The organism is Nostoc sp. FACHB-892, from assembly GCF_014698795.1.
In the GTDB taxonomy this organism is placed as follows: Bacteria; Cyanobacteriota; Cyanobacteriia; order Cyanobacteriales; family Nostocaceae; genus Nostoc.
Map to the genome: position 1 here is coordinate 267,530 of NZ_JACJTR010000004.1, position 20,687 is coordinate 288,216.

At 42.4% G+C, this 20,687-nt stretch carries 19 protein-coding genes; 9 read left to right on the forward strand and 10 right to left on the reverse strand.

Annotated features, from left to right (window positions below; all coding sequences use genetic code 11):
* Positions 1 to 68: 68 nt before the first annotated feature.
* The 4 genes from H6G96_RS07965 to H6G96_RS07980 all read right to left on the reverse strand — a co-directional run bounded on the left by H6G96_RS07965 (position 69) and on the right by H6G96_RS07980 (position 5,568).
* Entirely contained in the window at positions 69 to 1,607 is a 1,539-nt protein-coding gene (locus H6G96_RS07965) for an amidohydrolase family protein (protein WP_190910942.1), read from the reverse strand.
* Between the two features lie 76 nt (positions 1,608 to 1,683).
* Positions 1,684 to 3,048, reverse strand: coding sequence for an LLM class flavin-dependent oxidoreductase (locus tag H6G96_RS07970; protein ID WP_190910943.1), 1,365 nt, complete (start codon positions 3,046 to 3,048; stop codon positions 1,684 to 1,686).
* 43 nt (positions 3,049 to 3,091) lie between these two features.
* A complete protein-coding gene (locus tag H6G96_RS07975; RefSeq protein ID WP_190910944.1) occupies positions 3,092 to 3,904 on the reverse strand; it encodes a class I SAM-dependent methyltransferase in 813 nt (270 codons plus the stop codon).
* A gap of 152 nt (positions 3,905 to 4,056) precedes the next feature.
* A complete protein-coding gene (locus H6G96_RS07980; protein ID WP_190910945.1) occupies positions 4,057 to 5,568 on the reverse strand; it encodes an amidohydrolase family protein in 1,512 nt (503 codons plus the stop codon).
* Between the two features lie 958 nt (positions 5,569 to 6,526).
* Between H6G96_RS07980 and H6G96_RS07985 the strand changes: the two genes are divergently transcribed.
* From H6G96_RS07985 to H6G96_RS08005, 5 genes are all read left to right on the forward strand, one after another.
* Complete coding sequence (locus H6G96_RS07985; protein ID WP_190910946.1) at positions 6,527 to 7,843, forward strand: MFS transporter; 1,317 nt, start codon at positions 6,527 to 6,529, stop codon at positions 7,841 to 7,843.
* A 296-nt stretch (positions 7,844 to 8,139) separates the two neighbouring features.
* On the forward strand, positions 8,140 to 8,796 hold the full coding sequence (locus H6G96_RS07990; RefSeq protein ID WP_190910947.1) for a class I SAM-dependent methyltransferase family protein: 657 nt from the start codon (positions 8,140 to 8,142) through the stop codon (positions 8,794 to 8,796).
* 3 nt (positions 8,797 to 8,799) lie between these two features.
* The gene (locus tag H6G96_RS07995; protein ID WP_190910948.1) at positions 8,800 to 10,023 is read left to right on the forward strand and encodes a glutathione S-transferase family protein; all 1,224 of its coding nucleotides are present in this window, start codon (positions 8,800 to 8,802) and stop codon (positions 10,021 to 10,023) included.
* Between the two features lie 30 nt (positions 10,024 to 10,053).
* A complete protein-coding gene (locus H6G96_RS08000; protein WP_190910949.1) occupies positions 10,054 to 11,751 on the forward strand; it encodes an FAD-binding protein in 1,698 nt (565 codons plus the stop codon).
* 12 nt (positions 11,752 to 11,763) lie between these two features.
* The gene (locus H6G96_RS08005) at positions 11,764 to 12,105 is read left to right on the forward strand and encodes a 4Fe-4S binding protein (protein WP_190910950.1); all 342 of its coding nucleotides are present in this window, start codon (positions 11,764 to 11,766) and stop codon (positions 12,103 to 12,105) included.
* 332 nt (positions 12,106 to 12,437) lie between these two features.
* On the opposite strand, the gene H6G96_RS08010 is transcribed toward H6G96_RS08005, so the two are convergent.
* From H6G96_RS08010 to H6G96_RS08035, 6 genes are all read right to left on the reverse strand, one after another.
* Complete coding sequence (locus H6G96_RS08010; protein WP_347242195.1) at positions 12,438 to 13,475, reverse strand: 2-oxoglutarate and iron-dependent oxygenase domain-containing protein; 1,038 nt, start codon at positions 13,473 to 13,475, stop codon at positions 12,438 to 12,440.
* Positions 13,476 to 13,483: 8 nt separating this feature from the next.
* Complete coding sequence (locus H6G96_RS08015; RefSeq protein WP_190910951.1) at positions 13,484 to 14,752, reverse strand: MFS transporter; 1,269 nt, start codon at positions 14,750 to 14,752, stop codon at positions 13,484 to 13,486.
* Positions 14,715 to 15,191: a MarR family transcriptional regulator gene (locus H6G96_RS08020; RefSeq protein ID WP_190910952.1), complete on the reverse strand. Its 477-nt coding sequence runs from the start codon at positions 15,189 to 15,191 to the stop codon at positions 14,715 to 14,717. Before H6G96_RS08020 ends, H6G96_RS08015 begins: the two co-directional genes overlap by 38 nt.
* A 19-nt stretch (positions 15,192 to 15,210) precedes the next feature.
* A complete protein-coding gene (locus H6G96_RS08025; RefSeq protein WP_190910953.1) occupies positions 15,211 to 16,068 on the reverse strand; it encodes an ABC transporter permease in 858 nt (285 codons plus the stop codon).
* Positions 16,025 to 16,909: an ATP-binding cassette domain-containing protein gene (locus H6G96_RS08030; protein ID WP_190910954.1), complete on the reverse strand. Its 885-nt coding sequence runs from the start codon at positions 16,907 to 16,909 to the stop codon at positions 16,025 to 16,027. The genes H6G96_RS08025 and H6G96_RS08030 overlap by 44 nt, the downstream gene beginning before the upstream one ends.
* Before the next feature lie 64 nt (positions 16,910 to 16,973).
* Positions 16,974 to 17,360: a VOC family protein gene (locus tag H6G96_RS08035; RefSeq protein ID WP_190910955.1), complete on the reverse strand. Its 387-nt coding sequence runs from the start codon at positions 17,358 to 17,360 to the stop codon at positions 16,974 to 16,976.
* Positions 17,361 to 17,455: 95 nt separating this feature from the next.
* On the opposite strand from H6G96_RS08035, the gene H6G96_RS08040 reads away from it, so the two are divergent.
* From H6G96_RS08040 to H6G96_RS08055, 4 genes are all read left to right on the forward strand, one after another.
* Positions 17,456 to 18,526: an Mrp/NBP35 family ATP-binding protein gene (locus H6G96_RS08040; RefSeq protein WP_190910956.1), complete on the forward strand. Its 1,071-nt coding sequence runs from the start codon at positions 17,456 to 17,458 to the stop codon at positions 18,524 to 18,526.
* 21 nt (positions 18,527 to 18,547) lie between these two features.
* Positions 18,548 to 19,351 carry a nucleotidyltransferase domain-containing protein gene (locus H6G96_RS08045; RefSeq protein ID WP_190910957.1) on the forward strand — a complete coding sequence of 268 codons (804 nt, stop codon included), beginning with the start codon at positions 18,548 to 18,550 and terminating at the stop codon, positions 19,349 to 19,351.
* Between the two features lie 96 nt (positions 19,352 to 19,447).
* A complete protein-coding gene (locus H6G96_RS08050) occupies positions 19,448 to 20,197 on the forward strand; it encodes an SDR family oxidoreductase (protein WP_190910958.1) in 750 nt (249 codons plus the stop codon).
* Positions 20,197 to 20,556: a DOPA 4,5-dioxygenase family protein gene (locus H6G96_RS08055; RefSeq protein WP_190910959.1), complete on the forward strand. Its 360-nt coding sequence runs from the start codon at positions 20,197 to 20,199 to the stop codon at positions 20,554 to 20,556. The genes H6G96_RS08050 and H6G96_RS08055 overlap by 1 nt, the downstream gene beginning before the upstream one ends.
* Positions 20,557 to 20,687 lie beyond the last annotated feature (131 nt).

Genomic DNA, 20,687 nt, shown 5'->3' on the forward strand with positions numbered 1-20,687 from the left:
GATCGACAAATTAACCAGTACTAGCGATCGCAAAGAAGAAAGGAATATAGCTATTCCTTACTCATCCCTTACGCCGTCACCAAATTCTTATTTACTTGTGGAGATTCGATGTTACGTACCTTGGATTCAACCGCCGTACCCTTGAAGAAGTCAGGATTGGCTTGAGTATAGAACTTGTAAGGATTAGTGAATACATAGTCCTTGAAGTCAGCCTTAGAAATCACACCTTCTTGTACCAAATCCCAGCTTTCGGCTAATGGGTCGGTCAAGTCTGGCACATCCCAATGACCAACATCCGAAGAATAAATGGCGTTGATTTTCACACCCAAGGGATTAGCTTTGTCATTGAATGCTGCGGCTATGGTGCGGTCATCAGACTCGGAACCAAAGAAGAAACTGTTCACCCAGCGATCGCGGATGTCTTCAATAGTTTCAATCCCGGCTGCGGCAAAATCTTCTAATTCACTACCAACGGGTGAGCGGCTATGACGGTTAAAGGAAGAACCCAGTACACTCTTGGTCAATTCCTCTTTGCTGAGGGAATGTCCTTGAGTAATTTCGCCCCCGAAGCGTTCAAACAACTCGAACAACTCATCGGGATTAGCATTATCTGGGTTGTAGTTTTGTAGTCCCTGAAGATTGCGCTTAGAGAAACGATCCACTAAATGAATGTAGACGTGAGCGCCCCAATCCGCACCACCTTCGAGCATGGCTACGCGCAACTGGGGAAAACGCTTGGTCACACCACCAAAGAACAGTGCCTTAGCAAATGCTTGAGAACCATCGGCAAAGTGACCGATGTGGTTGTTCATGTAGTTACTGATGGAGGAGCGTCCAGTCCAACCTTGACTACCATAATGGGTAGTAATAGGTACGCCTAATTCAACCGCCTTAGCCCAGAACGGATCGTAGTCATATTCACTATCCAGTCCATAAAAGTCGATATAAGAAGCGTATTTGGCGATTTCCGGGAATTGATCGGCAGGATATTTATCTGCGATCGCCTTAATTGGGCGTTTTACACCACCAGGAATATTTGCTACCTTAAGACCCAGTGTTTTTACGGCAAACTCTAATTCTTCGATTGCCTCTTGAGGATTACTCATGGGGATGCCAGCGACTGGTGTCAGGCGATCGCTATATTTGCGGTAGAGGTCAGCATGATAATGATTGACTGCCCGTTGCAATGCTTGACGGTTTTCTGCACTGGCTCCAGCCGGTGCTAAGACGTTATTGGGGAATAACACTGAATAATCTGATCCTTGCTCCGCCTGACGTTCATAGAACAATTCCGGCAAAGTGTAAGTAGCGAGATCCAACGTGTTACGAGTAACTCTAGCCCACCAAGGTGATCGAATTGTCCGGTTATATTGACGTTCTTCTGGAGTTTGCTGATACCAATCTTTACCATTGCTCTTGGAGTTGAGACGAGAGGCTTCCGCCTTACGCAATTCGTCTACCAGTTTCGAGCCACCGTATTTAGCAATATAATCTTCAAGCGCCGGAGTGAAATCATTGGTATGAACATCGGTGTCAATGATTGGATAATCAAGGGTGGCTTTAATGGCGGCGGAGCGGGATGTTTTCAATCTGCTATATTCAGTCATGTTTTTTTCCTTGAAAAAATTACAAGTTGTTCTGATATCTCTGTGCTTTGCAAATATGCAAAGAAAGCCGGAAAATTTACGCCAAAACTAATCTCTCTTCCACTTGTTTAGCGGCGAAACGATTACCAGGACGACGTAGCCCCAGGTTTTCACGTAAGGTACTACCCTCGTATTCAGTGCGGAATAAACCGCGCTTCTGGAGAACAGGGACAACTAAGTTAACGAAGTCATCCAACCCTGTAGGTAAAATTGGCGGCATGATATTAAAGCCATCTGCCGCACCATTGTTGAACCATTCTTCTAATTGGTCAGCAATACTTTCAGGAGTACCAAGTATGGTGCGATGACCTCTTGCAGTAGCCAGAGCAAGATATAACTGGCGCAGCGTCAAAGTCCCACGAGTCGCCAAATTTTTAACTAGTTTCAGACGACTCTTGTTATTGTTGGTGTCGCTGGGCAGTTCGGGAGCCAAATCATCTAGGGAATATTTAGACAAATCGACACCTTTGTAATAATTCCGCAAAATGCCCCAAGCTACATCGGGATGAATCAATGATTGTAAGAATTCATACTTCTCTTGAGCTTCTTCCTCAGTTCTGCCAATTATTGGGAAAGCCCCAGGCATGATTTTGAGATCGTCTGGAGAACGTCCATATTGCGCCAGCCTACCTTTGACATCAGCGTAAAATTCTTGGGCATCGGCTAGGGTTTGATTGGCAGTAAAAATCACTTCAGCAGTCCGCGCAGCTAAGTCTCGCCCGGCTTCCGAAGCTCCAGCTTGCACAATTACCGGATAACCTTGGGGTGGACGACCGACGTTCAAGGGGCCTTTGACAGAAAAATATTTACCTTTGTGGTTGAGTATATGCAGTTTATTCGGATCGAAATAAATTCCAGATTCTCTGTCGCGAATAAAAGCATCGTCCTCCCAGCTATCCCACAATCCTTTCACCACTTCCACAAACTCTTGGGCACGTTCATAACGCTGGCTGTGTTCCGGGTGATGCTCAAGACCAAAATTACCTGCGGCATTTTCATTACCTGTGGTGACGACATTCCACCCCGCTCTACCTTGACTCAAGTGATCTAGAGAGGCAAACTTACGTGCTAGAGTGTAGGGTTGTTCATAAGTAGTTGAAGCGGTAGAAATAAAGCCGATATTTTGGGTTACAGAGGATAAAGCAGAAAAAAGAGTGACTGGCTCGAAATGGACAAGTTTACCATTGCGTTTCTGAATTTCCGGCGCATCGCCCCAAACTCCTGGGCTGTCTGCCAAAAAAACTGCATCAAATAAGCCACGTTGGGCTGTCTGGGTAACTTCTTTGTAATGCTCAAAGTTGAATCCAGCGTCTATTTGTGCATCAGGGTGTCGCCATGCAGAAATATGGTGTCCGGTGGCTTGAATAAATGCACCTAGACGAAACTTGCGTGTTTTACTCATTTGCGAATAGAAGTTTAAGTTTTGTATTTTTCTAGTGTGAGAGCTAGTTTTTCCAAACTACTTGGATGGTTGCTGTGAGTTCTTCTGTAAAGTGTCCAGAAGGCTCAACTGCTAATAATGCTTCTTTGATATCTGCTTCAAATTCTTCGGCTTTATCGCCGTAGAAAATTTTCAGAGAAAAGGCTGTAGTGTATAAGTAACCAAGATAGCTAGAGATTGTCCAGGACTTTTCAAAAGGCACTTTATAGAATTCTTGACGAGCAAATTTGGAATTGGCAATTACAACTTCGTGGGGAGGATCAACTGGTTTACGAATACCTTGTCCTCGTTGTCCAGTCCGTCGTTCTTCACCTAACCATTTTTTCACTACTCCAATAACAGCTTGTTTCCAGGGTAAAGAGCTTTCCCAAGGGTTATCGCCAGTGTTGAGTAGTGCTAAACCTCCATCATCTGTCAGCAATTCATAAAGGCGTTCCAGTACAACTTCTCGTTCCATCCAATGGAAAGCTCTGCCAATGGTAGCTAGTTTAAATACTCCCAAACTAGGGTTAATTAGTTCGGCTCCTAGTTCTAACCAAGTAATATTGTTTGCTTCTTTAGCTGCTGCTTGCTGTTGCGCTTCTTTAAGCATATCTGGGTCTGGATCGATCGCAATCACTTCCTCAAATTTGGTTCGTAAGGGAATAGCAATTAATCCTGGCCCAGTACCCAAATCTAGGAGTCGTCCCTGACCATTGAGATGGAAAATCTCAACTAGTTTCTCAAATACTTCAGGTGGGTATTTAGTTCTATATTCAGCGTAAACCTGAGCTGCACCCTCAAATAATGTCGGGTCATAAGTGGAAAGTGTTTTCATGACCGAAAGATAGAAAATTTACTAGGAATGTAGAGTGGGAAAATCCCACTCCACAGAACAGAGGAAATGGAGCATGGACAGCTGTGGGAATAGGGTAATCAATTTTGGATTTTAGATTACAGCCCAATCCAAAATCTAAAATTCCCTACTTCCTATTTTTGGCTTTCTTTCCCAGCTAAATATTCTGTTGCAGCTTTCTCAATCGCTGTACCCTTAAAGAAATCACGATTGAGGCTGGTATATAACTCTAAAGGATGGGTAGATAAGAAATATCGCAAGTCTTCTTCGCTAAGAATGCCGCGTTCTACCATACTGTAAGCGTTGGAAGTAACGGCTGTAATGTCAGGTACATCCCAATGACCAGAATCAGAACCCAAGAAAGCTTTGACACGTTGGCTTTGCCCGCCGCAGGCATCGCCATAAGGATTAGCCTTTTGATGGAAGGCATAAGCTACACGAGCATCGTCTGATTCAGTGCCAAAGTAGAAGTGATTCAAAAAGCGATCGCGTACATCTTCAGCTTTGGTAATTCCCGCCGCCGCAAATTCGTTTAATTCGCCTGGATCTTCGGGTGCAAAATATTTTCCGTGGAAACCTAAACCACTACCAATTTCATCAAAGCGATTTTGGAATTCTTTTCCACCGTAACGAGTAAATAATTCTCGTAATTCTTCCCGATTCACATTACCAGGATGATTGTTCTGTAAAATCTCTGGATTGCGAGTTTCCCAATGCCAGATAATATCGGTATATAAGCTAGCACCCCAAGCCGAACCACCTTCTAGAAAGGCAAATTTTAGGCTAGGGAAACGATTAGTCACGCCACCAAAGAACAGTGCTTTGCAAAAAGCTTCAGCAGCCGAAGCAAAATGTCCAATGTGATTATATTGATAGTTAGAAATCGAGCGGCGAGATGTCCAACCCATACCAGAGGCGTGAGTAGTGGGCACAACTTTTAGTTCTATGCACTTCGCCCAGAAGGGATCATAATCATAAGCGCTATCTAAGGCAAAGTTATCAATCCAAGTTGCTTCCCGTTGTACTTCTTCAGAGTAATTCTCGAAGCCAGGAATAACGCGGGTAACATAACCAGGAATTTGAATTGCTTTCAATCCCAGTTCTTTAACTGCATATTCCAATTCTGCTATCCCTTCTTCTGGTGTGTTGAGAGGAATAGTAGCAATGGGTGTAAGGCGGTCAGAGTAAGGATGGAATATCTCTGCATGGTAGAGGTTCGCAGCACGGCACACAGCACGCCGCATTTCTTCGTTCTTAATTTGCGGTGCTAAGGTTGCCAAATTAGGATACAGTACAGCAAAATCTGTCCCAGCTTCTTGCAAACGTTCATGCAGTAGCTTTGGCAAAGTGATTGTTGCAAGGTCTAAAGTGTTTTTTGTGGGACGGCCCCAGAACGGAGGACGAGCAGTGCGGTATTTATGGCGTTCTTCTGGTGTTTGCTGGAACCAACGGTAGCGACCAGCACCAGGTAGATGTTCTCGGAAACTATCGGCAATCTTAGAACCACCTACTTGAGCTAAATAGTCCAGAAAAGCAGGTTCAAATTCTTGGGTATGCACATCGGTATCGATGATGGGATAACCGAGTTGTTCCCGAATCTGGGCTGAACGAGACTTTTTGGTAGGACGTTCTAGTGCAACTGTCATGATTATCTCTCCATATCTATGTAATTATGGGAATTTTCACCAGATGTAAATTTGGTAAAAATTAAAACTTTGCAAGGGATAACTCGATATCAGCTTGTGTTGTGAGAGGAGTTTGTCACACTAAGTTTTACGAATAGACCTAAAGTGCTGCCTAACTTGCAATAAGTTAGTGCGGCAAGATAAGAAGAGTTGATTGATTTGCACAGAAGCTAGTGGCAGCTTGTTGATCTGATGCTGGTTGATTTGCGCTCATGATCTTCACCTCTGATACTAAATTCTAGTTTTGTCCAGCAATACTCATAAACAAAGGGCACTGCTGACTTCATAATCACACTGTCGAAATTATTCCTCTGTGCCTTACTGGTACTAGCTTTTCATTAAAATACGGTTTTTTGATCGGTTTATCGTTGATTAATTTAGTATGGTTACACAACCCTAGTTCTAATGCAAGCCTTTAGTAAACAAAAGTATACGTTATCCTAAATATATATTTTACTAATTGTTAGCTACACTAAATTTGTTATGTGCATAACAAATTTCTTACCTTGATTGCTATTTCAGGTAGTTGTGAGGTTGCGATCGCTCTTTTTGGAATTTTTGCTGCTTGATTTGCTATACTACTGTAAATACGTAGATTTATTGTACTTATCGGGAAATACTCAAAACTTCTTCACACAGAGCAGTCAAAAGCAAGCACGAACATGTCAGTTCGCTAAATACTTGTACTGAGTAGGCATTTTTTGATATGTCGGTTATATGACTACTGTGTCACCGTAGTTTATCGCACTAAGTTATTTATTACACTTGCTCAACAGTAAAATATATGGGCGATACAAGTACTCTTGTACCAATATAATACGTACGCTAATTGTATGTATCTCTAAATTTAAGTTTTTCTATATAATTTGGAGCGACTTAAATCAAAGTCCTATAGATATCCTCAAAAAGGAAAATATTAATGAGAAAGCTTAATCAAAAAACTCATATAAAAGGGCAAAAATTATTAGATTTTTTCCAGATGCCACCTGTTCTTAAATCGCCAAATGTTTGTTGTTTTGTGCTGGGAGAAAGCGTATCTTTTTTTGGCTCTTGGATGACTCAAATTGCCCTAATATGGATGGTTTATCAACTCACAAACTCAGCAATGTTGGTTGGTGTAGTGGGATTTACAAATCAATTTATGGGTTTAATTATTACACCGTTAGTAGGAGTATTACTAGATAGATGGAATCTCAGATATGTTTTAATAACTACTCAGCTAGCTTCTATTTTGCTATCTGCCGCTTTAACTTTTCTGACTTTTAACGGTCACATCAACGTTATATGGATTATTATTATCGGTACACTTCAGGGGACTGTCAAAGCTTTTGATTTGCCAGCACGTCTAGTAACTATTCCTAGACTGGTAGATAATAAAGCGGATGCCTACAGTGCAATTGCTATTCATTCATTTTTAATTAATACTGCCAAGTTTGTCAGTCCCATGATCGGAGGCTTACTACTTGCTAAATTTGGAGCAGCTTTATGTTTTTTAGTAGATAGCATTAGTTATTTACCATTTCTATCTGCTATCTTAACTAGTCAAATAAAGTCAGTTACTAGTAATTCAAATGAAAAAAGCAATGTTTGGCAAAATCTAAAAGAAGGATTTAATTACACTTATACATTTATCCCTGTTAAATATATATTAATGTTACAAATTTTGATTTGTTTTATGGCAATGACTCACGTTAACCTCATACCTATTTTCGTGAAAGAAGTATTAAACGGTAATGCCGAGACTATGGGAATTTTAATGACTGCTTCTGCATTAGGTTCTATAGTTTCAGGACTTTATCTAGTTTTAAAGAAAAAAGCCATAGGACTGGAAAAAATAATAGCTTTTTCTACCATTATTTTAGGTTTAAGTTTGATACTTTTTTCTCGTTCTAGTAATTTAGAAATTTGCCTATTATTAATCTTCCTCGTTGGTATGACTAATACTCTCACTTTGGCTGCAATTAGTAATTTTATCCAATTAATTCTTGTGGATGAAAATAAACGAGGTAGAGTCACCAGCATATTCACGACAGGCTTTTTAGGAATATTGCCATTCGGAAATTTATTTTTCGGTGGATTGACAAGTAAATTTGGAGTTGATAATGCTTTATTATTTGGTGGTATATCTTGTTTCGTAGGAGCTTGTTTTTTTGCAATGAAATTGCCGGAAATGGAAAAAATAGTATTTCCTGTTTATATCAAAATGGGCTTAATTACCCAAGCAAATCACAACTAAATAATAGAGACTATGCGGTAGTAGCATGGTGAAGTCAAAATGCCTACAAAACGCTACCTGGCAAGGGTAAAAATTTCCTGGTTGTTCTGGGCGATCGCAGTTAAAATTAATAGCCACGCCGAATTAATAAAGTCTATTTACTAGGATTCAATGCATTCTAATCCCAAATTAAATAATTAGACTTGATTTCAGATGAATTTATATGATACTCTGCATATATCACATAACTACACTTATTCTATAGATTAACAGTAGTTTGTGAATATACAATGTGCATTAAACGGGAATTACCCCTTATGCCAAAAGATTGGTATGAATGGCACGACCTCTACAACACTGAGCCAAAATTGCAACAGCGTCTAGAAATCGTGCAGGAATATATTGCTTATAGCTTGAATGCATTGCCATCTGGAACTATCCGTGTAGTGAGTGTTTGCGCGGGTGATGGACGAGATTTATTAGGAACTTTAAAAAATCACCCCCGGATAAATGATGTATACGCACGACTTGTTGAACTAAACCCCCAGTTAGTCGAACGGGGACGAGCAACTATAGAATCATTGAATTTAGGAAAGCAAATTGAGTTTATTAATGGTGATGCAACTCTTTCTGCTAACTATGTAGAAGCAGTACCAGCAGATATTGTGATTGTGTGCGGTGTCTTTGGTAATCTTGCTGAGGAAGCTGAACTTAATCGCTTACTAGATAACTTGAGTTTTTTGAGTAAACCAGGTGCTTTCGTTATCTGGACTCGCGGACACTCTAACGGTATTCCCTACTCTGACAATGTGCGGAAAATTTTAAGTGCATCCTCTTTTGAGGAAGTGAACTTCAAGCTTACGAACACAGCAAATATGGGTGTTGGTCTTCATCGTTACCTTGGTGAAAATTTACCTAAACCCAAAGAGCAACAGTTATTTGTGTTTTCTGGCATCCCTAGTAAAGCGAGGTAAAAAATGTCTATTCAAAACACAATATCCACTTGGGAAGAACTGTTAGAAACTGCCCAAAAAAAGACTCCTGCGCGTAGGGTGAAAAGACCAGGACAATCTCCTTCGACTGCACCCATTCCTGGCAGTCTCCATAAACTCCCTCCAGATACAGCACCGCCAGTCCTCCTGTACCGAGATACTAATTCTTGGTGTCCTTTCTGTGAACGGGTATGGTTTGCGCTGGAAGAAAAGGAAATTCCCTTTGCGACGGAGTTTATTGATTTAAGCAACAAACCCAAATGGTATACCGATTTGGTTCCTACAACTCTTGTCCCAGCTGCGAAAATTGAGGAAGAGTTAGTATATGAATCAAAAGATATTCTCTTAGCTTTAGAAGAAAAGTTTCCACATCCAGCATTATTACCGGAAAATCCAGAAGAAAACGCTGTTGCTAGACAGTTGGTTGAGGAGGCTGAAACCAATGGTTTTAGGAATATTTCTTACAAATTCCTGAGAGAAGCACCTACAGATGCTAATGAGTTGGCAAACTTACAAGCAGAGTTTGAAGCTAAGTTAGATGAACTTGAACAAGCTTTAGCTAAATATCCCGGCCCTTACTTTGTCAGTACATTTAGCTTAGTAGATATTACGTATAGCCCCCATCTAGATAGATTGGCGGCTAATCTACCTGTATATCGGGGGTATCACATCAAGGGAAATCCTCGTTTTCCTCGGCTCAATGCTTGGTTTGACGCACTGAATCAGCGTCCTGCTTATCACCGGGTAAAGTCGGATAATATTACTAACAATTTACTTCTGCGTCGTCGATGGGGTGCAGAACCTATTAGTAATTCTTTGCCTCTTGATGCAGCAGATAGTGAGAATATTCAATATAGAGCCGAAGCAGCCGAGAGACTGAGTGATAATCGGGAAGTTGCGATCGCAGATGTTATTAAAAACTCTGGAGTTCAAGCTTTAGCCGCAGATGGCGACTTTACCACAGTTAAAGACGCTGTTGATTTTCACCTGCGACAACTGGCTGATTATCTGATTCATGGCAATGGCGAAACTTTACCAGGTGGTCGGACTGGCGGTAAAAATAGCAGTGTTGACCCTATCTTCGCTGCTGTGGGGGCGATCACTTTTGCATATTTAAGAAATCGCATCTGCGCCCCCCGTGATATGAGTGCTGGTGCAGCAACGGCATTTCGGGCTGCAATCGATAAATTGTTAGCTTCTGTTTATTGATGAAGTAAGCCCAGAAAGGAGGAAAGAGAATTGCTAACAGTCCATAGTGAAAATGAACTACAATTAGCTGCTGATGTACTGGTAATCGGTGGTGGCCCTGCCGCAGCATGGGCAGCCTGGGCTGCTGCATCTCAAGGTGCCAAAGTCATCATTGTTGATAAAGGTTTTTTGGGTACGAGTGGTGCTGCTGCTGCTAGTGGCAATGGCATCATGGCCCCTTCACCAGAAAATTGGGACAAAGTTGTATCGGAGCGTTATCGCATCGGAAAAAACCTTGCTAGCTCACGTTGGATCGAGCGTGTTATCGAAAAAACTTGGCTGAGTTTGCCCCTAGTGGAAAACTGGGGCTATCGTTTTCCCAAAGAAAATGGGGAATCTGTGCGTCAAAGTTATTATGGCCCTGAATATATGCGGGTACTACGCAAAAACCTCTTGCGTGTTGGTGTGCAGATTCTTGATCAAAGTCCTGCTTTAGAGCTTTTATTAGCTGAAGACGGCTCAGTAGCTGGAGCAAGAGGTGTGCAGAGGCAACATCATCGTAATTATACTGTTCGTGCTGGTGCAGTAGTCCTGGCGAATGGCGGTTGTGCATTCTTGAGTAAAGCATTAGGTTGCAATACCAATACAGGTGATGGACTGCTGATGGCAGTAGAAGCTGGCGGCGAACTCTCTAGTATGGAAGCTTCTAATCACTATGCCATCTCGACCGCTTTCAATGCCACAGTGACAAGGGGTGTCCCCTTTGGCTGGGCTAGTTACACCGATGAAGCGGGCAATGATCTGGGTGGCTATATCAATGGTCGTCGCGATCCATCTTTCCTTCCTAATGCCCTTCTGAAAGGCTCCGTTTATGCTCGTTTGGATCGAGCCACACCGGAAGTTAAAGCAGTGATTGAAAAGTCTCATTTCATCGCTTTTCTACCCTATACAAAAGCTGGCATTGACCCCTATACAGAACGAGTGCCTGTAACACTTATTTTAGAAGGTACAGTCCGTGGTACAGGTGGGATTCGGATTGTGAATGATAATTGCGCTACAAAGGTTCCTGGACTCTACGCTGCCGGTGATGCAGCATCGCGGGAGTTTTTAGCTGGTTTAGCTTCTGGGGGTGGCGGTCCCAATGCTGCCTGGGCAATCTCCACAGGGCAATGGGCAGGAGTTGGAGCGGCGGACTTTGCCAAGAGTCTGGGTGCTCATGCAAATGAACGGGTTGCGCGTCCTGCTGGTCAAGCCGGATTGCGATCAGCTACGCTGGGCGAAACGCGATCGCATTCTCCCACTTCTGAATTCGATAGCGAAGCAATTGTACGTGGTGTACAAGCCCAGATGTTCCCGTTGGAAAAGAATTACTTGCGTTCTGAGCAGGGGCTTTTGGATTCCCTCGCTAAATTAGAAACGCTGTGGCAGCAAGTACAAAAAAGACCAAAACAAGATAGTGTGCGCGATGTGGAATTTTCTCGTCGAGCGGCTGCTTTGACGGCTGTAGCACGATGGGCATATTTTAGTGCATTATATCGCAAGGAAACGCGTAGCGAACATATTCGCGTGGACTATCCTGAAACCGATCCAAATCAGCGTTATTACCAAGCAACAGGTGGCTTAGATAAGCTTTGGGTGAGGCGTGATTGGATTACGGATGCAATGTCTGACGACAAGCCGCAAAGCGTCTACGCTACACGACCAGTAATCACCACTCAAACTACACCATCTATATCAACAAAGTTGTAGCAGGAACAGATCATGATCGAGCTTGTCAGCCATAAACTCTGCATCAATTGTAATTTGTGTGTACAAGTTTGTCCTACCAATGTCTTTGATGCAGTTCCCAACCAACCACCTGCGATCGCCCGCAAGGAAGACTGTCAAACTTGTTTCATGTGTGAGGCATATTGTCCTGCGGATGCGCTCTATGTTGCGCCCGAATCTCACACCGATATTGAAGTCAATGAGGATGATTTAATTGAAAGTGGCATCATGGGTGAATATCGTCGCCTGCTGGGTTGGGGATATGGCAAAAAAAACAATAGTGAATTAGATACTGCTCATAAACTGCGCCAATTACCGCGTCCTTATCAAAGTTAATTTCGGTGTTTAGGCAATTTCCGTTAATAAATCTACTCCCGCCGTTGGTTTCGACACTTCTCTACGAACGCGAACAGCGTGTCGTAGACAGAGACTGCGCCTGAAGCATAGCTATGCCGCAGACTTTACGACAGGCTACTTCGACTGCGCTCAGTACAAATCAGTGCATCGCTTCGCTCAACCAACTAAGGAATCGAAAGTTGAGCGTACCCCTCCGGGGAAGCAAGCTACGCGTAGCGTCTCGCAGAGAAAGCGAAACTCATCAACCTGGGTATATTCTTTGTCAGAAATCATTTTAATCGAGATCCCATTCTCGAAGAAGCTAATAACTTTTACTCTCTAAGTACTTTTTGACGTAGTTCTGGAAAGACTTTAGAAACTTTGCTCAATAGATATTCGCCGTATGTTCCGCGAAATTCGTGAACACTGGCTTTATCCCATCGTTCAACTTTGTTATCTTTCACTACTACTTCATTAAGCTCTATGGGTTTGACCTCAGCATTAAAGTTGGGGTCAAAAAAGAATGGGAATGAGAGACGATTGTCTGTTGATAGGTTTTTAACACGGTGGGGTGTAGAACGATACAGTCCTTTGGTCATGCGATCAAGCATATCCCCAATGTTGCAAACGAAGGAACCCGGTATAGGTGGTGCGTCTATCCAGCCGGATTTAGATTTGACTTGTAACCCACCTGTATCATCTTGTTTGAGAATCGTTAATACACCGTAATCAGTATGTTCACCAACACCCCAACTATATTTATCTTCAGATGGTAATGGATGGGGAGGGTAATTAAAAATCCGAAATAATATTAATGGGTCTTTTGTATAACGATCTGCAAAGTATGACTCTTCTAACCCCAAACTTAGAGCAATACCAGTCATTAAGGTGTGTCCGAGTTTGGTCATTGACTCGATATAATCAAGTACTGTTTCTTTAAATTGCGGGATCTTGGATGGAAAGAGGTTGTGACCATGCATTGGGGTGTTCGCTTGCACGAGTGGGTGGTTTTCTTCAAGTTCTGCACCAAAGTAGATGCCTTCTTTTAAGTCAGGTCTACCTGATGTCAATTCATTGCCTACAGGAAAATATCCCCGCCATGCTTTACCACCCAAAGCCATACGCATCTCAAGTTTAGTTTCTAAATCTTGGGCAAAAAATTGTTGGCTAAGTTGTTCTAGCCGCCCTTGTAACTGGTCATTTACTCCATGTCCAATGATATAGAAGAAACCAAACTCTTGGCACGCCTGTCTGATTTGAGTGGCAACGGTATGGCGATCGCGAGCATCCAAGAGTAAAGGAGACTCGCCTGTTTCCCCAACTAACGCACTAATATCAATTATGGGAACGTGCAAAACTTCTTCATCCACAACTTGTATTATTTATACTCTTGCAATGATCCTAGCTTGGTAATTCCCGGCCAGATCATAGCTACCGCAATTACCACTACAATTGTACCAATGCCACCGCCAACTACAGAGATGACTGGGCCGAAAAGAGCAGCTGTCAAACCTGATTCAAAGCCACCTAACTCATTAGAAGCACTGATAAATACACTATTAATAGCTGCCACTCGACCACGTAAATGATCTGGCGTTCTAATTTGCACCAAAGTATGACGAATCACAACGCTAATTGTATCTAGCGCGCCACTCAACATCAGCATCAATAGTGACAACCACAACGAACGAGATAGCCCAAAAATAATTGTCACTACGCCAAAGCCAACTACCGACCAGAGTAAGGCTGGCCCGGCTTTGCGTAGAGGTGGTAAATATGCCAGTACAACAGCCATAAATAAAGCCCCGATGGAAGGGGCTGCTTGTAAATAACCCAACTCTAGTGGTCCTACCTGCAAAATATCCCTGGCGAAAATTGGTAGCAGCGCGATCGCACCCCCTAGTAAAACTGCAAACATATCGAGGGTAATTGCTGCCAAAATTAATTGATTTTGCCAGACAAACCTAGCCCCGGCTGACAGTGCTTTGAGTGAAACTGGTTCTGTGGAACGAATTGTTTTTTGTTTTGATATCGCCACCGTTAAAATAAAACAAAGCAATCCAGCGATCGCAGCTAATACATATACTCCTGTAGCACTCCCCAGCAATGCAATCCCAAATCCTCCCAAGGCTGGGCCGATAACTGAAGCTAATTGAAAGCTACTACTATTCCAGGTAGCGGCATTGGTAAAGGCGGCAACAGGTATTAATTGCCACATTAAGGCATCACTAGCAGGTTTTAAGAAAGCCCTGGCAATACCAGTTAATACCAAGCAGGCGTAAACTAAAACTACTGCACCCTGACTCCAGGAAAGTACTGCTAAACCCAATGAACATAAGACCAGTAGCATTACTGATAGTAACATCGTCAGTTTGCGATCGCGGCGATCGGCGACATCGCCAGTAATCAACGTGAGGGCAATCATTGGTAAGACTTGGGCTAATCCTACACCACCCAATGCCAAAGCCGAATCAGTGCGCTCATAGAGTTCCCAGCCAATGGCCACAGTCTGCATTTGTGACCCGATAAATAAAAGTACACGCCCAATCGTAAATAGTCGATAGTCACGAAACCTCAGCGCTGCAAAAGGATCGTGTTGTGCAGATTCATCATTGGGGAGGTTTAATTTCCGTTTGCTCGAAGACATTTTTTAGTAGACCTAACCCTTCTTCAATATGGGAAATTTGCTCTGGTGTAAGATGATCCAGAAGTTCGGCAATATGAGCGCGAGTTTGGTCTTGGGATTGCTTTAAATTATGCCTTCCGTCGTCAGTCAGATTCAGAAGGACTCGCCGCCGTTCTTGGGGATCATCTATGCGTTGTACTAAGTTGCGCTGTACTAACCGTTCTGTGGTAGCTGAAGCTGTGGCACACGTAACACCTAAGTGTTCCGCCAACTCAGATAGCGAAGCACCTGGATTGCGGTTGAGAAATGCTAGCGATCGCAACTGTGGTACTGATAAAGAAGCAGCACTATGAATCCGCATATCCGCTCGAATAAACCGCATCATTAATGGAACTGTCTCCATGACTTTGGCAGCACATTCTTCGGAAGTTGCACCCTGAGTAGGTTTATCGAGTTTCATAATGCTTATGTTCTCCTGATTACATTGCTACCCGTGGATAAAGTCGTCCACAGATAAGGGTCAAGCCGATTAATGTTAACAAGAGAATTGTACAATCCCAACCAAAGCCATAGATACTAGTGCCGTTGATTAACATCGTTCCACGTAATGCATCTACCTCATAAGTCAAAGGATTGATGTGGGATAAAAACTTTAACCAGTTGGGCATTAATGAAATGGGATAGATAGCATTACTGGCAAAAAATAACGGCATAGTTAACAATTGCCCAATTCCTGTCATCCGTTCTCTGGTTTTCACCAAACAGCCAATGATTAACGAAAAAGTGCAAAAACAACCAGCCCCCAGCATCACAACTAATAAGACTTGCAAAAAAGCTAAAGGATGCAGATTGAGTTGCACACCTAAGAAAAATGACAATCCATAAATAATAAATACTTGTGATAAGCAGCGTACCCCACAAGCCAAGGACTTACCCAAAACCATTGCTATACGGGGTGTCGGACTAGCCAAGAATTTATGTACAACTCCTAAATCTCGCTCCCAAATCAGTGTCATCCCACCTGTAAAAATGGCGACAAACAATACACTCTGTGCCAAAATACCCGCCGCCATGAAGTCTAAATAAGGTAAATTACCTGTGGGTATTGCTCGCACACGAGAAAAGACTTGACCAAAAATCAGTAGCCATAATGCTGGTTGTACGGCGCGAATTACTAAATCAGTCGGATCATGCCGGAGTTTTCGCACTTCCATTTCGGCAATTACCAGGGTTTTTGCGAATATCTGATTCAGTGCAGAGATGACACGATTAGTTCGGTGATATGATTTTGTCTTAACCCAATCGTTGAGATGTACGTCTGGTTCTTGCTGTGTCACGGTAGTTGACTCCTCCTGATTTTAATTGGTCGCCTGTGTGGTGAATAAAGACATCATCCAAAGTTGCATTAGGTTTACCCAAAGCGGCTTTCAAGTCACTGGGTGCGCCTGTTGTCACAACTTGGCCTTGCTGCATAATCACAACTCGACTACATAGACTATCGGCTTCTTCTAAAAAGTGAGTAGTTAAAAAGATAGTTGTGCCATAATCTGCCCGGAGTTGTTGTACAAGTTGCCATACCTGATTACGGGCAATGGGATCTAGTCCCACAGTTGGCTCATCAAGGAATAAAATTCGGGGTTGATGCATAATCGATTGGGCAATTTCTAGCTTGCGAATCATGCCACCAGAATAATTGCGTACCAAGCGATGAGCTGCGTCTTGCAAACCCATAAAACCGAGAACGTCTTGAATACACCTTTGTCGGCGGCTACCGGGAATGTCATACAATTTGGCAAAGATTAACAGGTTTTCGTAACCTGTCAGACTACCGTCAGCAGATAGAGCTTGGGGTACATAACCTAATATTCGCCTCACACTGGCAGCCTGATGTGTCACGTCATAGCCTGCTATAGTTGCATTTCCGGCACTGATGGGTAACAAGGTGGTCAACATTTTGATGACTGTACTTTTGCCTGCTCCATTAGGGCCCAGTAAGCCAAATATTTCACCTTGTTCTACAGTGATGTTTAAATCGTCAACTGCGTAGAAGCGAAGCGACTTGTCGAAAGACATCGCTTTGTCAAAATAACGTGTCAGTCCTTGGGTTTCCAAAATCACTGCTTGAGAATTACTAGGTAGTGATTTTGATATATCTGTGTTCCCTGTAAATATGGTCACAAGTCTTACGCGCTTTCAATATTTAGCTTATCTAAATATTAGTTTGCCATAATTTATGGGGAAGTCAAGAGCCTGGATTTAAATTTGCGGATTCTGCTATTTCTAGGCGATTACCACCAGGATCACGAATGAAAAAGCGCTTGGTGAATGGTATGGGTTGGCCGTTAATAATTTCTACCCCATGTGTTTGGAGATGTTTTGCAAAAGCCTCCAAGTTGTCAACTTGGAAACAAATATGCCGCCTAGATACTGCATTATTAGCCTGCTGCTCTGTGCTGATATGGATTTGGATATTTCCCAGTACATACCATGCGCCGCCATTAGTTTGCAGATCCTCTGGTTTGGTAATTTCCGTTAATCCTAAAACTTGGCTGTAAAAAAACAGCATGGCATTTTCAGCTTCAGAAGATGATGTTATCTGAATATGGTCAATCGCTTGAACTCTTTCCATTTGTTGCCTTGCTTTTAAGCACTTGAGATGATGAATTTTATTTTAAGTATCATACCTTGATAGATATACAGTAGTATTATTTAGGTAATTCTTCGATGTCAAACCATCAATCACCTTTCCAAAGTCCGAATGAAGAAGTACAAGCTTCATCACCCGACTCCCTCACCATCGCCCGAAAACAAGAAATTGTGCAAATTCTCAAGCAAATTAGCGATCGCATTCTAAAAAATGACATTGTTAGTCTGGGAATGGTGCGAAATCTGCGGATAATTGATGATTATATATATTTGCGTTTATATATTGGTTCCCATCAACACCAATTAGAAGCCGAGATTCAAAATGTATTATCATCCCTAACTTGGAGCAAAAAAACTTACATTCAACTCTGCACCATTCCAAAAGTAAGAACGACTCTAGCAGTTTCTAGTGGTAAGGGGGGTGTTGGCAAGTCTACCACTGCGGTTAATTTAGCAGCTGCTTTACAATTAACTGGTGCAAAAGTCGGTCTTTTAGATGCTGATGTTTACGGCCCCAATGTTCCCCAAATGCTGGGACTGGGTAAATCTGAAGTGAAAGTTATTGATACTCCCAATGGTCAAAGGTTTGTACCATTAGAAGCTCACGGAATTAAAGTTATGTCAGTAGGACTGTTAGCAGAAGCAGACCATCCTTTAGCTTGGCGTGGCCCAGTTTTACATAAAATCATCACCCAATTCATCCATGAGGTGGAGTGGGGAGAATTGGATTATTTATTAATTGACCTTCCTCCTGGTACTGGTGATGCCCAAATTACTATCGTTCAGGAAAGCCCAATTTGTGGGGTAATATTGGTTACAACTCCCCAAAATGTGGCAATTTCAGATGTACGCCGCAGTATTTATATGTTCCGCCAAGTTGGGGTTCCTGTTATTGGTATTATCGAAAATATGAGCTATTTCATAGGGAATGGTGGTGAACAAATTCCAATTTTCGGTAGTGGTGGTGGTCAAAAGTTGGTAGAAGAACTTAACGCACCCCTTTTAGGGCAGATTCCTATTGATCCCCTTATCTGTAATGGTGGTGATATCGGAGAACCCCTAACACTCGCTGACCCTAGCTCCAAAGCTAGTAAAGTATTTGTGCAAATTGCTGGGGCGCTAAATGTTACTTTTTCTGGTTCTGTTTAACTTAAGTAAAAAAGAATTACTATGGCTGTTCCTGAAGCACAACGAGAGTTTTTAGAGCATATTACTTCTCAATTGAAAAAAGATGATCGCTTGCTAGGTTTAGCTATTGGTGGTTCTTATTTACGGGGGGAAATGGATGAATATTCCGATCTCGATCTGATTATTGTTGTAAAAGATGTTTATTATCAACAGATATTAAATGAGCGACAGCTTTTTGCCAGTCAATTAGGTTCACTGCTGGTAGCTTTTACAGGCGAACACGTCGGGGAACCTCGGTTGTTCATTTGTCTATACGAAAATCCGCTTTTACACGTAGATTTAAAGTTTTTGCTTTTACAAGATTTCACAATAGATCGGATAGAAAATCCTATTGTTCTATGGGAGCAAAAAGATTTACTAACCTTAGCTATAAAAGAAAACCCACGAAATTATCCACCTCTAGATTTGCAGTGGATTGAAGACCGATTCTGGGTTTGGGTACACTACATCACCACAAAATTAGGTAGAGGTGAACTTTTTGAAGCTATTGATGCTCTTTCTTTTATTCGCGGACAAGTTCTCGCTCCATTAGCCAAAATCCAGGCTGGAAAACTCCCACGCGGGGTAAGGAATTTAGAAACGGAACTTCCCCATCTGTTACCAGACTTTCGTCAAACTATACCTATACAACACAATCATTATGAAATTGCCAAAGCATTGCAACACAGTATTTATTTGTATCGCCAGTTTCGAGATGCCTTAAAAACACCAGCTTTGGTTGTGCATTTTTCAGCAGAAACAGCCTCTACTCAATATCTACAAGCAGTTGTAGATGGTATAAAATAGCAATTTTATTTTCCTTTACAGCACAATTTAACATAAATTACTGTAAATCGCCCGATTTGTAGTAGATTGAAATCAAGAGATATTTAAGAGCAAATTATGGTAGGAAAATTAGACGGTAAAGTAGCCATTATTACTGGGGCTTCTGCGGGTATTGGTGAAGCTACGGCCATTACCTTAGCAGCAGAAGGGGCAAAAGTGGTAATTGCAGCTAGAAGAAGCGATCGCTTAGAAGTATTAGCAAAACGCATTGAATCCAGTGGTGGCCAGGCTTTACCCATAGTTACCGATATCACCGACGAAACCCAAGCCAACAACCTCATCCACAAAGCAAATGCAGCGTTAGGGCGAGTGGATATTTTAGTGAACAACGCAGGTGTAGCCCTCACAGGCAATATTCATGGTGGCAACACTTCAGACTGGCGGCGGATGTTTGATGTCAATGTCTTCGGATTACTTTATGCTACCCATGCCGTCCTACCAATTTTCAAAGCCCAAGGCGGAGGGCATATAGTTAATATCTCATCAGTAGCAGGTCGTATAGCGCGTGCAGGTGTCGGGATATACAACGCAACTAAATGGGGCGTGAACGCTATTTCAGAATCCCTACGGCAAGAAGTTCTGCAAGATAATATCCGCGTCACTATCATTGAACCTGGTTTGGTGGAGACAGAAATCAATAATCATGTCACCGATCCTGTAGCCAAAAAGAATGTTGAAGAACGAATCAAGGCGATCGCACCATTGCAAAGTGAAGATATTGCCAGAGCGATCGCTTATGCTGTAACTCAGCCACCCCATGTTAATGTCAATGAAATTCTCATTCGACCAACTCAGCAAGAACGGTAATGAAAGAAAATAGCATCATCACTGGTTTTCACGCTCATGTCTATTACGATAGCGAAACTCGTGATATTGCCACCCGTATCCGAGAAGAATTAGGAACTAAATTTGAAGTACGACTGGGACGCTGGCATGACCAGCCCATTGGCCCCCATCCAAAATCAATGTATCAAGTTGCCTTCGCACCAAACCAATTTCCTCAAGTTGTACCCTGGCTAATGCTGAACCGTGAGGAGTTAGATATTCTTGTCCACCCGGAAACAGGTGATGATGTCACAGATCATACAGCACACGCTCTATGGCTAGGAAATAAGCTAGATTTAAATATCGATTTTCTACAACAAATCAAACCCAAGGCTTCTTAATTACGAATTACCAGTAGACATAATTTTTCGGATCTTGCGTTTGCTGCTTATCTATGTGAATATTCTATCAGTAAAATACGGTAAATTGTTAGCCTTACCGTAGTATTGAGCTTGCTTATAGACTGAATGTA

Coding starts and splice junctions, on each gene's coding strand:
- H6G96_RS08050 (WP_190910958.1), top strand. CDS start 19,448: ATGGTAGGAAAATTAGACGGTAAAGTAGCCATTATTACTGGGGCTTCT.
- H6G96_RS07995 (WP_190910948.1), top strand. CDS start 8,800: ATGTCTATTCAAAACACAATATCCACTTGGGAAGAACTGTTAGAAACT.
- H6G96_RS08045 (WP_190910957.1), top strand. CDS start 18,548: ATGGCTGTTCCTGAAGCACAACGAGAGTTTTTAGAGCATATTACTTCT.
- H6G96_RS08055 (WP_190910959.1), top strand. CDS start 20,197: ATGAAAGAAAATAGCATCATCACTGGTTTTCACGCTCATGTCTATTAC.
- H6G96_RS08005 (WP_190910950.1), top strand. CDS start 11,764: ATGATCGAGCTTGTCAGCCATAAACTCTGCATCAATTGTAATTTGTGT.
- H6G96_RS08035 (WP_190910955.1), bottom strand. CDS start 17,360: ATGGAAAGAGTTCAAGCGATTGACCATATTCAGATAACATCATCTTCT.
- H6G96_RS08020 (WP_190910952.1), bottom strand. CDS start 15,191: ATGAAACTCGATAAACCTACTCAGGGTGCAACTTCCGAAGAATGTGCT.
- H6G96_RS07970 (WP_190910943.1), bottom strand. CDS start 3,048: ATGAGTAAAACACGCAAGTTTCGTCTAGGTGCATTTATTCAAGCCACC.
- H6G96_RS07965 (WP_190910942.1), bottom strand. CDS start 1,607: ATGACTGAATATAGCAGATTGAAAACATCCCGCTCCGCCGCCATTAAA.
- H6G96_RS07990 (WP_190910947.1), top strand. CDS start 8,140: ATGCCAAAAGATTGGTATGAATGGCACGACCTCTACAACACTGAGCCA.
- H6G96_RS08015 (WP_190910951.1), bottom strand. CDS start 14,752: ATGTCTTCGAGCAAACGGAAATTAAACCTCCCCAATGATGAATCTGCA.
- H6G96_RS07985 (WP_190910946.1), top strand. CDS start 6,527: ATGAGAAAGCTTAATCAAAAAACTCATATAAAAGGGCAAAAATTATTA.
- H6G96_RS08040 (WP_190910956.1), top strand. CDS start 17,456: ATGTCAAACCATCAATCACCTTTCCAAAGTCCGAATGAAGAAGTACAA.
- H6G96_RS07975 (WP_190910944.1), bottom strand. CDS start 3,904: ATGAAAACACTTTCCACTTATGACCCGACATTATTTGAGGGTGCAGCT.
- H6G96_RS07980 (WP_190910945.1), bottom strand. CDS start 5,568: ATGACAGTTGCACTAGAACGTCCTACCAAAAAGTCTCGTTCAGCCCAG.